Origin of the sequence: Advenella kashmirensis W13003 (assembly GCF_000506985.1) — a bacterium.
GTDB classification, from domain to species: Bacteria; Pseudomonadota; Gammaproteobacteria; order Burkholderiales; family Burkholderiaceae_B; genus Advenella; species Advenella kashmirensis_A.
Map to the genome: position 1 here is coordinate 106652 of NZ_KI650980.1, position 13012 is coordinate 119663.

The following is a 13012-nucleotide window of genomic DNA, read 5'->3' on the forward strand; positions in this document are numbered from 1 at the left end:
AACGCTTGGACTGACTGGACACCATGCTGAATATAAAAGACCTTACTCTTGCCCATTTAACCATTGGCGCCACTCCAGCGCTCACCATTGAAGCCGCGGCTGTTGCTGGTTTTGGCGCCACTGGCATCAGAATTTGCGGCCGGCGCCCGGGCGATTCGTTTGCAACACCCGTTTTGAACAACCCTACGGCCATTCAAGCACTGCGGACTCAGGCCAGCGACCTGGGCGTCAGGCTATCTAACGTTTCGGGTTACCAGTTCTATCCTGAAACCCGTCTTGATGAGGTCAAGCCGGTGGTAGAGGCCACGGCAGAACTTGGCGTGCCGATTCTGGTGGCCAATAGTTTTGACTCCGATGAATCACGATTTATTGACACGTTTTCTGCCTATTGTGAACTGGCTGAAAAGGCCGGGATTCGGGTGGCGCTGGAATTTCTGCCATACAGCGGAATTCGTACGCTTGAAGCTGCAACGCGGGTTATCCAGGCCAGTAACAGCAGCCAGGCCGGACTGTTGCTGGATGCGCTGCATCTGGCCCGTTCCGGTGCTACGCCCGAACACATCAGAATTGTTCCTGCAGAGCGGATTGTTTTTGCCCAACTGTGTGATGCATGTGCATGGTCCGGGGATATGACAGACGATGCGCTGTTACAGGAGGCCCGAGGCGCACGGCTTCCGGCAGGAGAGGGCGTACTACCCCTGTTTCAGTTTCTCGATGAACTGCCTGCCCATTGTGAAATTGAGTACGAAGTGGCCCGGCAGGACATGAGAGACAGAACACCTTCGGAAAAGGCAAAAGTTGCGGCTGTCGATGCAGTCCGCTTCATGGTGCGATACAGCCAGTGGTCCGATGCAAGGGAGGCGCGTTAATATGTCGTCATCTGTAAATACGCTCCGTATCGGCATTATTGGCTGCGGCATGATCAGCGCCGATCATTTGACTGCCTGGGCCAACTGCCCGAGCGCAACGGTGGTTGCGGTATGTGATTCGTCGCCGGAACGGGGACGGGCAAGGGCCGCGCAGTTTGGAATAGAGCAGGTTTATGAGTCGGCTGAATGCATGTTCGAGTGGGAAAAGCTGGATGCGGTAGATATTATCACACCACGCGAAACCCACGAGGCTCTGGTTCGTATGGCGGCCAGGTACGGTGTGCACGCTTTATGCGAAAAGCCATTATGCCCCACCTATGACGAGGCATTGGCATTAGTCCAGGAGGTTGGCTCGTCCATTCGCGTTATGGTCAATGAAAACTGGCGATATCGCGCTTACTTTCAGCAAATTGGCGAATGGATAGATGCTGGCAAACTCGGTACGGTCACCCATGCACGCATTGCATTGTGGCGCTCCAGCATGTTGCCGCGCAAGGATGACGGGCAAATACATGCTTTCACACGTCAACCGTTCCTCCAATATGAGCAGCGCGTCCTGATTGCAGAGTCACTGATCCACGAGATTGACGTAATGCGGTCCCTATTTGGTGAACTGTCGTTGATAGCCTGCTGTACCGCAAGAGCATGTCCGGCTTTGAAGGGAGAGGATAGTGCAACGCTGTTGCTTCGTTCCGAATCAGGGTTTCCGGTCACGATTGATGGTGTCATGACGGCCGCCGGCCATGATACCCGTGCGCCTGACCGACTCGAAATAGCCGGCACGCGATGCAGTGTGATTCTGGAAAATGCAGTGCTTCGGTTGATTGGCCAGGAGTGCGATACGCTGATCTATGATGAGACGGAAATAAGGCAGGGGTGTTTTGATGCGTCGATCCGCCATTTTGCAGACCGATTAAACGATCATGGTCCGTTCTGGACCAGCGCTCAGGATCAACTTCGCAGTTTGCAGCTCATGGAGAAGGCGTACCTTACGGCAGGACCGCCGGTAGTAGTGTCAACGGAACTATAAAAGAGCGTTGGCTTATTGCATACCTATATTTACATCGTCAAAAATCTATAAAGGAATATGAAATGGCACTGGCAGGTGAAGCACTTATAGCGATCTGGAATGATATTACATCCGAAATGCGTGAAGATTTTTTCGAATGGCATCCCCGCGAGCACATGGTAGAAAGGCTTGGTATCGCTGGCTTTATGAGAGGGCGACGCTATATTGCGGTGGAGGCCGAGGTAGAGTTTTTGACTTTATACGAAGTTTCCAATGCGGAGGTTCTGGACAGTGATATATACAAGACCCGTCTGACTAACCCAACACCATGGTCGACAAAGACATTACCCGCGTTTCGCAATAATGTTCGCGGTGGATGCCGAATCCACTACAGCCAGGGTTACGCGATGGGCGGCTTTATAAAAACGATACGCATCAAGGCAAGGGAAGGGGAGCGATCATCGTTGATAAAAAATATTGTAAATGACATGTTGCCGGGGTTGATTGACTCGCCAAGAGTAACAGGTGTGCATTTTGTAGAAAATGATACTGCATTGACTGGAGGCAACTCCGGCAATCAGCGCGGGCGTGTCATTCAATTGCCCGATTTAATACTGCTGATCGAAGGGTCAGAGAAAGATGGTCTGTGCAATGCGTGTACTCAATACCTGCCGGAGCACGCGCTGCTCAGTGCTGGCGCTGAAGATGACATTATCAGCGGTTTGTATCAGTTGGAGTACAGCATACAGAACCTGGTCCAGCGGTCATGAAGTGAAAACTGTGGCGTAGTCCACATTCGTAAAGGAGCCAGTCAAGACGATAACAACATCATTTCGTTTTGACTGGCTCCTGGACAGTTGATCTGAAGCATTTTGGGGCGTATAGGCGATTATTTAATCTCTGAATTAAGCAGAACCTGGCCTGATTTTCGTCAATGCAGCGACCTTTTTGAATGTTTCTGATTCCCGGGCAATACGCTGGCTGAACGCCTCAGGAGTGCTTCCCCCGGCAGAAATCCCCAAGGTAACCAGGCCTTCCTGCACTTCTTTAGTTTTCAGCGATTCAACCAACGCACGATAAATTTTGTCGATAACACTGGTTGGCGTACCTTTGGGTGCATGCAGGCCGAACCAATTACTGGCTGTTTCCAGGTCAGGCAAGCCGGCTTCTCGCACAGTCGGTACATCGGGGTAGCTGGGATCACGTTTTTTACCAAAAAGCATTATCGGTCGCAGACTGCCGTCTTTGGCATGCGTGTTCATGACAATATTGCTCAACAGACTCAGTTGCACGCGGTTGGAGATCAAGTCGGGCATGATCTGGCTGCCTCCCTTGAAATGCACTGCGTCGATATCCAGACCGGCCAGCAATCTGAAATACTCCAGATAAAGATGCATATTACCTCCCGCTCCGGAGTCGCCATAAAACATCGTATGGGGTTTGCTTTTTACCAGTGAAATAAACTGCTCAATATTCATTGCTGGAACCTGTTTGTTGATCGTCAAAAACTGATCGCCTTCGCCAAACATTGAGATGTGTTCAAGATCGTTTTGCGGATTAACCTGCATCGTCATGGTATGTGGCGAAACGGTAATTTGGCCGATACTTGAGGCAAGTAGCGTATATCCGTCGGGTGCCGATCGTGCGACCAGTGCTGTGGCAATATTGCCAGCGGCTCCCGGTTTGTTCTCTACCACTATTGTCTGCCCCAGAATCCGGCTCATTTGAGTCGCAAAAAGCCGGGGCAGAGCATCGGTGGTACCACCTGCGGAAAAACCAACCACGATCTTGATAGGTTTATTGGGGAAGTTGTTTGTGTCGGCATTAGCGGGAAGCGCCGCAACGAGCGGTGCCATAGTGGCATATTGCAAAAATGTACGTCTATTATTCCTGGGCATCGTTTTGTCTCTCATTCCATATGTTTCGATCTAATGTATTTGCGCCTCAGCGTACTCATTCCCATGGGTATTTCGCCTGGAGACAACTGCATTACAACGGATCGACCCGTTAATGTCCAAAACGATTTTTATATATTAGATATAAGCATTCGCTTAGGGGAAAATAAAAGGGACGCAGACTGGTTCGTATCTTACTCCACACGTGCCCAGTGAGCGGACGCTTGCCCTGCTACATTCTTCGGGTGTACTCGATTGAGCAGGTCGTGAAAACAGATGAATTCCGCAGTCGTATGGAGGGCCAGGGGGCGGAGCCGATGGTGGTGGGTGTTGCTGGTTGTTTGCGTACGCTCCTGGAAGAGGACCAGGAGCGCTGGAAACAGATTATTGACTCGAATGGATAGAAGAATCAGTAAATCACGAATTTGCGGTTCGGGACAGCCAGGCGGCTGGAACGTTGATCGCTCCATGCATCTGGAGTCATTAGAATCGAAATATTTGTGGGGCTTACTTCTTCCTAATTTTTAACCAGCGGGCAGGTGCTCTCCGAAAGAGGGCGCCATGCCTTATCCGCAGGAATGACGGCATTAATCTTGAGCAGATCCCAAGGCCCGGTTGATTCCGACGGTTTTTTCGCCTCTGCCAGATAGATGTCGTACACCATTCGTCCATCTTCACGTATTTTTCCATTATGCGTATAAAAATCATTGATGGGGGTTTTCTTCATCTGGTCCGCGACGATCTGGGCATCGTCTGAGTTCGCTGCCTTGACTGCCTGCAGATAATGCAGGGTGGCCGAATAAGCGCCTGCCTGAACCATTGAGGGCATGGCGTTCTGTACTTCATAGAACCGCTTGGCGAACGCCCGGGTCTCGTCGTTTCGATCCCAATAAAAGCCCGTCGTAAATTGCAAGCCTTGTGCCGCTTCCAGCCCCATGCCTTTGATGTCGTTCAGAAAGACCAGCAATGTGGCCAGTTGCTGGCCGCTCTGAGTGATACCGAACTCAGACGCCTGGCGCACGGCGGTCTGGGTGTCGGTTCCGGCGTTGGCAAGCCCGATGACCTTGGCGCCGGACGACTGCGCACGTAACAGATAAGAGGAAAAATCGGTCGTGTTCAACGGTGCGCGTACTTTCCCGACAATCGTACCGCCGTGGTCCGTGATGACTTCGCTGGTATCTTTTTCGAGAGAATGACCAAAAGCATAATCGGCAGTGATAAAGAACCACGATGTGCCGCCGTGCTGGGTGATTGCTGAGCCGGTGCCGTGGGCCAGGGCGTAGGTATCATATACATAATGAATGCCATACGGAGAGCAATTTTCGTTGGTCAGGCTCGACGATGCCGAACCGGCAAAAATGGTGACTCTCTTTTTTTCACGTCCAAGTTTCTGCAAGGCCAGCGCAGAAGCGGAATCGGTGGACTCGATAATCATGCTGACATTATCCCGGTCATACCACTCGCGGGCGCGTGCAGCAGTGATATCGAGTTTGTTCTGGTAATTGGCGGACAGGATTTCGATTTTACGACCCAGAACTTCCCCACCGAAATCTTTTACCGCCATCTCGACTGCCTTGACGACGCCGGGTCCGCCATGGGCGGAATATACCCCGCTCATGTCTACAATCGCCCCGATGCGAAACGGTTCATTGACCTGGGCGTTGACAGTAGCGCTGACAAAGCATGCACTCGCAATGATTGTCTTGAACGCCAACTGTTTTTTGTTTTTCATATCATGTCTCCTTGTGTATTACGTCTTTTGTTGTGATGACAATACTTATTGTGGTTTGCCTGCACGCAGGCTCAGAACGGGCAGTCCGGATCAAAGCTGGCGGGGCGCTTTTCCAGGAAGGCGTCAATCCCTTCTTTTCCTTCCGGACCCGCAAAGCCAGTAAATTCAAATGCCAACGAGGCGTCAAAAATAGGCTGGGCCTGTTTGATCCAGTGGTTCAGCATCATCTTGGTCCAGCGCTGCGCGGCAGGAGCGCCTTGGGCCAGACGGTTGGCGATCTCCAGCGCGCGGGCTTCCACTTCTTCATCCGGCAAGGCGAGCGATACCAGATTCATCTTCTCGGCCTCTTCACCGGTGAACGTTTCAGCGGTCAGCAGGTAGTACTTCGCCTTGGACATGCCGCAAAGGATCGGCCAGATAATCGCGGCGTGATCGCCTGCGGCCACACCGATTTTGAGGTGACCGTCGGAAAACTTGGCGTCCTTGGCGACGATGGAGACGTCGGCCAGGAGCAAGGTTGCCAGCCCTGCGCCCACCGCCCAGCCGCGTGCGGCCGTGACAATGGGCTTGCGGCAGTCGAGCATATTGGTGACCAGATCGCGCGATTCCTTCATCGCGCGCATTCTCAGGGCGTAGTCGTCGCACACCGTGCGCTCGTGTTTCAGGTCGCCGCCAGCTGAAAATGTCTTGCCGTCGCCGGTGAAAATGACGACGTTCACGCTGTCATCGGCGTCGACGTCGCGCCAGATTTCAGAAATTTCCCGATGCATGAGCGCATCCATGGCACCCATTTTCAAGGGGGAACGCATGGTGATGCGCAAGACCCGAGGGCTGGGGCGATCAAATGATAGTCTTTCATAGCGTGCGTAACGGTCGGTCATAGTGTCCTTCTTTATGATGTGAAGAGGCCCCGAACAGAAGATGCCTCGTTAAACGGTTAAGGCGTCTGCGCGCCTCATGCAGGGGTATCAGCAAGAACCATGCCATCTGTTCAGAAAGGAGGGTAGGAGAAGACGCGGTCGACGCGGCCCGCTGTCCTCACGTCAGCGCGTCAGTGTCTTTAGTGTCTTCGGTGTCTTTTTTGAGTTCACTCGCCGCAAGCAAAGCGGCGAGCGGGCAGCCGGGATTTTGTGAGATCGGTGTCGCTGCTCAAAGGCCTGGGTCGAGTTCGCTCAGTTTTTTGTACAGGTGCGAGCGCGAGATACCCAGATACTCGGCTGCCTTTTTTTTATTGCCTTCGAATCTTCGCAGCGCGTCCAGAATCATGTCTGTTTCAACCTGGGCTTTGGCCTTGCGCACAGCGACAGGTCGTCCTGAAGAGGGTGGCGTGGTGTGATCGTCGGAAAACGGATCGTCTATACCTTCCAGTACGATTCCCGTTCCCAGTTCCAGCGGCACATCGCAATCGTCACAGCTTATCTCGTTTCGTTCAGAGAAAATGACGGCCCGTTCAATCGTATGCTGCAATTGGCGGATATTGCCCGGCCAGGGCAGCGATTGCAGGTATTCAATGACGCCCGGCCCGAAATACTTGTCCTGGATCTGATGGCGACGCATGAACCGTTCCAGAAAGGCGGTCGCCAGCAGTGGGACATCCTCCAGTCGCTCGCGCAGAGGCGGAACGCGTATCGTGACGGCACTTATTCGATAAAAGAGGTCCAGGCGAAAGTCATTGCTGGCCAGCATGCGCTGGAAATCCCGGTTGCTGGCGGATATCAGGCGAAAATCCGAGCGACGCTGCGTGCTGCTGCCGACGCGTTGAAAACTGCCATCCTGTAGCGTGCGTAACACCTTGACCTGAATGTCCAGGGGCATATCGCCGATTTCATCCAGAAACAGGGTGGTGTGATCTGCTTCTTCGAACTTGCCCGTGCGTCCGCGTTTCTCTGCACCGGTAAATGCGCCGCCATCATAGCCGAACAGCTCTGCTTCGACCAGGTTGCCCGGGATGGCGGCGGCATTGACCAGCACCATGTCCTTGATTCTGCGACGACTTAGCTGATGTATGGCGTGTGCCACGAGATCCTTGCCAACGCCGCTTTCGCCCACCAGCAGGACCGAGACGTCCAGTGGCGCCACTTTTTCGATGCGCTCCTTGAGTTTTCTGACGGCTTCACTCTGACCGATAATGAATTCCAGACCGGGGCCGGCTTCCCGCATGCGGGGCAATTCACGTTCGTAGAAGTTGATTTCCTGACGCAAGCGCTTGATTTCTGCGCTGAGTGTTTCCACAGCAGCCGGGCTTTTGAACATGACCTGTCCGATGGCGCCGACAATCTGTCCTTCGGGATTGGTAATCGGTGTGCGGCTGACGACCCGGCTTTTTCCCCGCATGGTCTGTATCTGGCCGACTTCGGTTTTGCCGGAGCGCAGAACCGCCGCAAGCCGGCTGTTTTCAATGATGGTATTGACGTCTGCGCCCGAAGCGTCGCCGCGTTGAATACCGAAAAATTTCTCATGAACCGGACTCATGTAGCGAACACGGGCCTCGTGGTCAACGACCGTGATGGCCTCATAGGGGTCCGTCACGAAATGCCGCAGGATGTCCGCAGAGAAGTCGACACTGCTGACAAATTCGTACAGCGGATCACCCCCGTCGTGGCGATACAGCACAAAACAGCCGGTTGCCGCCGCAGCAAATGACAGTACCGTGATGGGCTCACTGGTTCCTTTGAGAGTGAACATGGCGGGCAGCGGTCGCAAGTCGCGGTTTTTCCACAGCGTGCCGAGTTTTTCCTGCACATGGCTATCCTGGCCGGTGCCGGCCGCAAAAACGGCCACCCCATCAATACTGAGAACAAGAACACCGCTGCGGGTGCCGGAGTTTGTTTTTTTGTTAACTGAATACATGTCTTTGCTCTAAACACAGTGCGCCATTTGAGGACACTTTACCACTCCCTCCCCCGGAATCCTAGCAATAAATTTCTGGCATGAATCGTGCTTATGCAAGGTTATGAAAATAACGACAAGGTGATATCGATGTTGCAATATCAGGAAGATGCTCCATTCACTAAACTGCTGAAGATGGAAGAGACGGAAGGACACGCATTGTTAAAAGGAATGCGTGTCGTTGACTTGAGTACGTCCATTGCGGGGCCATACAGTACGCAGTTGCTTGCGGACCTCGGGGCATCTGTGATTAAAGTGGAGAAACCGGGAACGGGAGACGATGCACGGCACTGGGGGCCGCCGTTTCTTCATGGGGAATCTCCCTGGTTCCTGAGTGTCAATCGTAATAAACAGAGCCTGGCGCTGGATCTGACCCGACCGGAAGGCCGGGAGGTGCTGGAGAAATTACTGGCGCAGACAGATGTGCTGGTGCTCAATATGACAGATCGAATACAGAAAAAACTGGGGCTGGATTACCAGCGTCTGGAAGCACGCTTTCCGCGGTTGATTCATGCTTCGCTTACGGGTTTCGGTTTGCAGGGCAAACGCGGCGATCTGCCGTGTTATGACCTGATTGCCGAAGGATATTCCGGCGTAATGGACCTGACTGGAGAAGCAGAGAACGATCCACAGAAAGTGGGGACGCCGGCGGCCGACCTGCTTGCCGGCCAGGATGTTGCAATGGCCGTGCTGGCGGCCTACGCGGCACGTTCCAGTACAGGCAAGGGCATGCAGATTGATGTTTCCATGCAGGCAAGCATGACCCGGTTCATGACGCCGCGCCTGGTTTCCTATCTGAGTTCAAACGAGTTGCCCAGCCGCTCCGGTGGCAAGGATTCGGTGATTGCGATTTATCAGGTATTTGAAACCGCGGACAAACAGATTTCTCTTGGCCTGGGTAATGACGGTATTTGGCGTCGCTTTTGGGCCGCAGTCGGCCAGCCCGAGGTGGGCGCGGATCCCAAGTATGGGTCCAATAAGGATCGTCGGGTTCATCGTGAGGAGATTGTGAAAAAAATTGATGCGCTCTTGCGCAGCAAGTCCAGGGACGAATGGCTGGCCATTTTCGGCGAGCACAGAATTCCTGCCGGACCGATCAACAGACTGGATGATGTTGCGCAGGATGATGAACTCTTGCAGCAGAAATTTCTTTACCAGGCGCCGTCTGCCGGCGGCTTTGTGCCTCAGGTGGGCCTGGGTATTGCGATTGATGGCAAAACAGCGGTACATCGCAAGGCGCCGCCCATGCTGGGTGAGGACACAGACGCGATTCTGGCCGGTATGCTGCAGTTGTCGTCTGCTGAAATCGGACAGTTAAGAAACACGGGTGTCATATAGAAAGCGATGAAACCCATTTATGAATCATATTGAAGAAGGACAGTCATGAGTACCATCTTGACTTTACATGACCCACAGACCGCAAGGGAAAACTATTTGAGCGGTGTGTGGCACCAGGATACGCTATACACCCTGACGCGGGAAAACGCCCGCATGCGGCCCAATGTATGTGCCCTGCGCGATCCATACCGGCGCCTGACCTGGCGGGAAGTACTCGCAAGTGTGGATGCGATTGCGCATACGCTCTATCAGCAAGGTCTGCGCCAGGGTGATCGGGTGGCGATCTGGCTGCCCAATCGCATTGAGGCCGTCCTGATTTTTCTGGCATGTTCACGCAATGGCTATGTCTGTTGTCCTTCGCTGCATCAGAATTACACCAATGCCGAGATCGTCAAGTTATTGACGCGGATTCGCTGCAAGGCGCTGTTTGCCCAGCCCGGCTATGGCGCCGATTCAGACCAGTACTCTATTTTCGAAGAATCCAAAGCTATCCCCACCCTCAAGCAAATATACGCACTGCTGCCCCAGGGAGATGACCCGGGCGAGGACGCGATGCCGGTGGGAGCACTGCCTTTTCCGGATCATACCGGTGGTGCGAATATCACCAGCGCCCCGGTACTTGACCCGGACAAAATTGTGTATCTGGCTTTCACATCGGGTACGACGGGCGAGCCCAAAGGCGTCATGCACAGTGACAACACCCTGCTGGCCAATGGTAGAGCGCTGGTGGCCGACTGGAAGTACGACGCGTCTACCATCCTGCTGGCTCTCAGCCCGATGAGCCATCACATCGGTACGGTCGCACTGGAACAGGTCCTGGTGGCCGGCATGGAGCTGGTTTTGCATAACCCCGCTGCCGGTCGCACGGCCCTGGACTGGGCACTTGAGTGCGGCGCGACCTATATTATGGGTGTACCCACGCATGGCATGGATATGCTGGGCCAGTTGCGGGAGCGCGGCCTGAGTCGGCTGGGCAATGTCAGTGTTTTCTATATGGCGGGCGCCCCGATTCCCCGGGAAGTGGCCAAGCGTTTCCTGGACCTGGGCGTCAAGCCGCAAAACGTATATGGCATGACCGAAAACGGCTCACACCAGTACACGCTGCCCACGGACGATAGCAGCACGATCGTTGCGACTTGCGGACGTGCCTGCAAGGGTTATGAAATCCGGATTTTCAGACAGGATGACCCGGATGTGGAGGTGGCGCCAGGAGAAACCGGCGAGATCGGCGGCAGGGGTGGGGTGTTAACGCTTGGTTATTATGACAATCAGGATGCGACCGAAAGTTCGTTCAATGCGTCGGGCTGGTTTCTGAGCGGCGATCTGGGCAGGCTCGATGAAAATGGCTGTCTGCATGTCATTGGTCGCAAAAAAGATCTGATCATTCGCGGCGGTCATAATATTTATCCGTCACAGATTGAAGACCTGGCGCATCGACACCCTAACATTGTAAAGTCGGCCGCCTTCCCGATACCCGATGAGCGTCTGGGCGAGAAAGTATGTCTGGCCATTATCTGCGCGCCCGGACAACACATGGACGCGAAGGATGTCTTGCAGCATCTGCATGATGCGGGGCTGTCGAAATACGATATGCCGGAATATTTCATTGAAATGGATACATTTCCGTTGACCCCCAGCGGAAAAATTCTCAAGCGTGAATTGATCGTGTGGCAAAAGGAAGGGCGGATCGAGCCGCAAGCCGTACGGTGGAAACGGCCCGCAACAGCCAATAATACGGGAGCATCAGTATGACAGTCGGACTGGAATTTGAAGGCGAATTTGCCCATCTCACCCTCAATCGCCCGGAGGTGCTCAATGCGCTTTCATTCAGCGTATTAAAGGAAGTGAGCGAGGCGTTGGCCAGGGTTGCCGACTCGGATGCCCGGGCGCTGGTCATTACCGGCGCCGGTGAGAAGGCGTTTTGTGCCGGTGCCGATATTGCAGAATTGATGAATCGCAAGCTGATGGACGAGCTTGATGGCGCAGCCATGGGACAGGCGGTGTTCGATCAAATTGCAGATCTGAAGATTCCGTCGATTGCGGTGATTCACGGCTATGCATTCGGCGGTGGCCTGGAGCTGGCGCTGTCCTGCACGTTCCGGGTCGCCACCGAACGCGCCCGCATGGGGCTGCCGGAAGTCAAGCTGGGGCTGATTCCCGGTTACGGCGGGACGCAGCGTTTGCCGCGGCTGGTCGGCGAAGGCCGTGCGCTGGACATGATTATGTCTGGCCGGACCGTGGCGGCAGAAGAAGGGTTGCAAACGGGCCTGGTCAACCGGATCGACAGCGAAGGCACGCCTTTTGAAATGGGCAAGCGTTTCCTTGAGCCGATTCTGAAGCATAGCCTGTGTGCGCTTTATTTTGCGCGTGAAGCGGTGCAACGGGGTGGCCGGGTCAGCCTGGCCGATGGCCTGCGTCTGGAACGGGATTTATCGACGCTGTCATATCGAACGGATGATGCCGCCGAGGGACTGGATGCCTTTCTAAGTAAACGCACACCCACATTCAAGGATTGTTAAAACATGAACCGAAAACTTATTTACGTGACCGGTGCGAGTCGCGGCATCGGCGCGGTGATCGCTTACGAATTGGCCAAAAATGGCTTTGAGGTGGGATGCCTGTCACGGTCCGGCGACAGGCCTTCCGTCCAGGACATGTCTGAGGAGATTGCTGCGCGTCTGCATCCGATCGGCTGCGATGTGACTGATGGCGAGGCGCTCAAAGCGGCCATGACCAGCCTGCAGGAGAAGATCGGGGTTCCCGTCTGGGGTCTGGTGAATAATGCGGGCCTGCACACCGAGGGACCGACGATCGATTTGCAGATGGATGAATTTCGCAGATTGATGGACATTAACGCAGTGTCGGTTCTGCGAAGCTGCCAGATTGTGCATCCGCTGCTGGCTGAAAACGGCGGCGGCCGGATCGTCAATATCGGGTCCTTCTACGACAAAATGGGCGTCAAACGTAACGTCTCGTATTGCGCGTCAAAGGCCGCCGTCGGGGCCATTACCCGGTGTCTTGCGGTCGAGTGGGCTCGCGATGGAATCCGGGTGATGAATGTGGCGCCCGGCTATATTTCAACCGACCTGAACCGCGAGGCGATGGAAAGCGGGCCGCTGCGTGCCTATCTCGAAAAACGGATTCCCGGAAAAAATCCGGGAGAGGCCAACGATGTCGCCGCGCTGGTTGCATCGCTTTTCCAGGAAGGCATGGGGTTCATGAGCGGAGAGACCATCTATATCGACGGCGCTCAAAGCGTGGCGCTATGACCGATTTGGTG

11 protein-coding genes are annotated in these 13012 nt (G+C 54.3%); 7 read left to right on the top strand and 4 right to left on the bottom strand.

The window, feature by feature from the left end:
- Positions 1–23 precede the first annotated feature (23 nt).
- The 3 genes from W822_RS35420 to W822_RS35430 all read left to right on the top strand — a co-directional run bounded on the left by W822_RS35420 (position 24) and on the right by W822_RS35430 (position 2648).
- A complete protein-coding gene (locus W822_RS35420; RefSeq protein WP_024005397.1) occupies positions 24–869 on the top strand; it encodes a sugar phosphate isomerase/epimerase family protein in 846 nt (281 codons plus the stop codon).
- Between the two features lies 1 nt (position 870).
- Positions 871–1899: a Gfo/Idh/MocA family protein gene (locus W822_RS35425; RefSeq protein WP_024005398.1), complete on the top strand. Its 1029-nt coding sequence runs from the start codon at positions 871–873 to the stop codon at positions 1897–1899.
- A gap of 62 nt (positions 1900–1961) precedes the next feature.
- Positions 1962–2648 carry a hypothetical protein gene (locus W822_RS35430; RefSeq protein ID WP_024005399.1) on the top strand — a complete coding sequence of 229 codons (687 nt, stop codon included), beginning with the start codon at positions 1962–1964 and terminating at the stop codon, positions 2646–2648.
- Between the two features lie 135 nt (positions 2649–2783).
- Here the strand turns inward: W822_RS35430 and W822_RS35435 are convergent, their stop codons facing one another.
- The 4 genes from W822_RS35435 to W822_RS35450 all read right to left on the bottom strand — a co-directional run bounded on the left by W822_RS35435 (position 2784) and on the right by W822_RS35450 (position 8355).
- Positions 2784–3734 carry a Bug family tripartite tricarboxylate transporter substrate binding protein gene (locus tag W822_RS35435; RefSeq protein WP_024005400.1) on the bottom strand — a complete coding sequence of 317 codons (951 nt, stop codon included), beginning with the start codon at positions 3732–3734 and terminating at the stop codon, positions 2784–2786.
- A gap of 556 nt (positions 3735–4290) precedes the next feature.
- On the bottom strand, positions 4291–5505 hold the full coding sequence (locus tag W822_RS35440) for an ABC transporter substrate-binding protein (RefSeq protein ID WP_024005402.1): 1215 nt from the start codon (positions 5503–5505) through the stop codon (positions 4291–4293).
- A gap of 71 nt (positions 5506–5576) precedes the next feature.
- Positions 5577–6386, bottom strand: a complete 810-nt coding sequence (locus W822_RS35445; RefSeq protein WP_024005403.1) for an enoyl-CoA hydratase/isomerase family protein — start codon at positions 6384–6386, stop codon at positions 5577–5579.
- A gap of 268 nt (positions 6387–6654) precedes the next feature.
- Positions 6655–8355, bottom strand: a complete 1701-nt coding sequence (locus tag W822_RS35450; RefSeq protein ID WP_024005404.1) for a sigma-54 interaction domain-containing protein — start codon at positions 8353–8355, stop codon at positions 6655–6657.
- 129 nt (positions 8356–8484) lie between these two features.
- Between W822_RS35450 and W822_RS35455 the strand changes: the two genes are divergently transcribed.
- The 4 genes from W822_RS35455 to W822_RS35470 are packed head-to-tail and all read left to right on the top strand — an operon-like array spanning position 8485 to position 13001.
- On the top strand, positions 8485–9732 hold the full coding sequence (locus W822_RS35455; protein ID WP_024005405.1) for a CaiB/BaiF CoA transferase family protein: 1248 nt from the start codon (positions 8485–8487) through the stop codon (positions 9730–9732).
- A 45-nt stretch (positions 9733–9777) separates the two neighbouring features.
- On the top strand, positions 9778–11484 hold the full coding sequence (locus tag W822_RS35460) for a class I adenylate-forming enzyme family protein (RefSeq protein ID WP_024005406.1): 1707 nt from the start codon (positions 9778–9780) through the stop codon (positions 11482–11484).
- Positions 11481–12251, top strand: a complete 771-nt coding sequence (locus W822_RS35465) for an enoyl-CoA hydratase/isomerase family protein (RefSeq protein ID WP_024005407.1) — start codon at positions 11481–11483, stop codon at positions 12249–12251. Before W822_RS35460 ends, W822_RS35465 begins: the two co-directional genes overlap by 4 nt.
- A gap of 3 nt (positions 12252–12254) precedes the next feature.
- On the top strand, positions 12255–13001 hold the full coding sequence (locus W822_RS35470) for an SDR family NAD(P)-dependent oxidoreductase (RefSeq protein WP_024005408.1): 747 nt from the start codon (positions 12255–12257) through the stop codon (positions 12999–13001).
- Positions 13002–13012: the final 11 nt, after the last annotated feature.

Coding starts and splice junctions, on each gene's coding strand:
- W822_RS35420 (WP_024005397.1), top strand. CDS start 24: ATGCTGAATATAAAAGACCTTACTCTTGCCCATTTAACCATTGGCGCC.
- W822_RS35425 (WP_024005398.1), top strand. CDS start 871: ATGTCGTCATCTGTAAATACGCTCCGTATCGGCATTATTGGCTGCGGC.
- W822_RS35430 (WP_024005399.1), top strand. CDS start 1,962: ATGGCACTGGCAGGTGAAGCACTTATAGCGATCTGGAATGATATTACA.
- W822_RS35435 (WP_024005400.1), bottom strand. CDS start 3,734: ATGGCACCGCTCGTTGCGGCGCTTCCCGCTAATGCCGACACAAACAAC.
- W822_RS35440 (WP_024005402.1), bottom strand. CDS start 5,505: ATGAAAAACAAAAAACAGTTGGCGTTCAAGACAATCATTGCGAGTGCA.
- W822_RS35445 (WP_024005403.1), bottom strand. CDS start 6,386: ATGACCGACCGTTACGCACGCTATGAAAGACTATCATTTGATCGCCCC.
- W822_RS35450 (WP_024005404.1), bottom strand. CDS start 8,355: ATGTATTCAGTTAACAAAAAAACAAACTCCGGCACCCGCAGCGGTGTT.
- W822_RS35455 (WP_024005405.1), top strand. CDS start 8,485: ATGTTGCAATATCAGGAAGATGCTCCATTCACTAAACTGCTGAAGATG.
- W822_RS35460 (WP_024005406.1), top strand. CDS start 9,778: ATGAGTACCATCTTGACTTTACATGACCCACAGACCGCAAGGGAAAAC.
- W822_RS35465 (WP_024005407.1), top strand. CDS start 11,481: ATGACAGTCGGACTGGAATTTGAAGGCGAATTTGCCCATCTCACCCTC.
- W822_RS35470 (WP_024005408.1), top strand. CDS start 12,255: ATGAACCGAAAACTTATTTACGTGACCGGTGCGAGTCGCGGCATCGGC.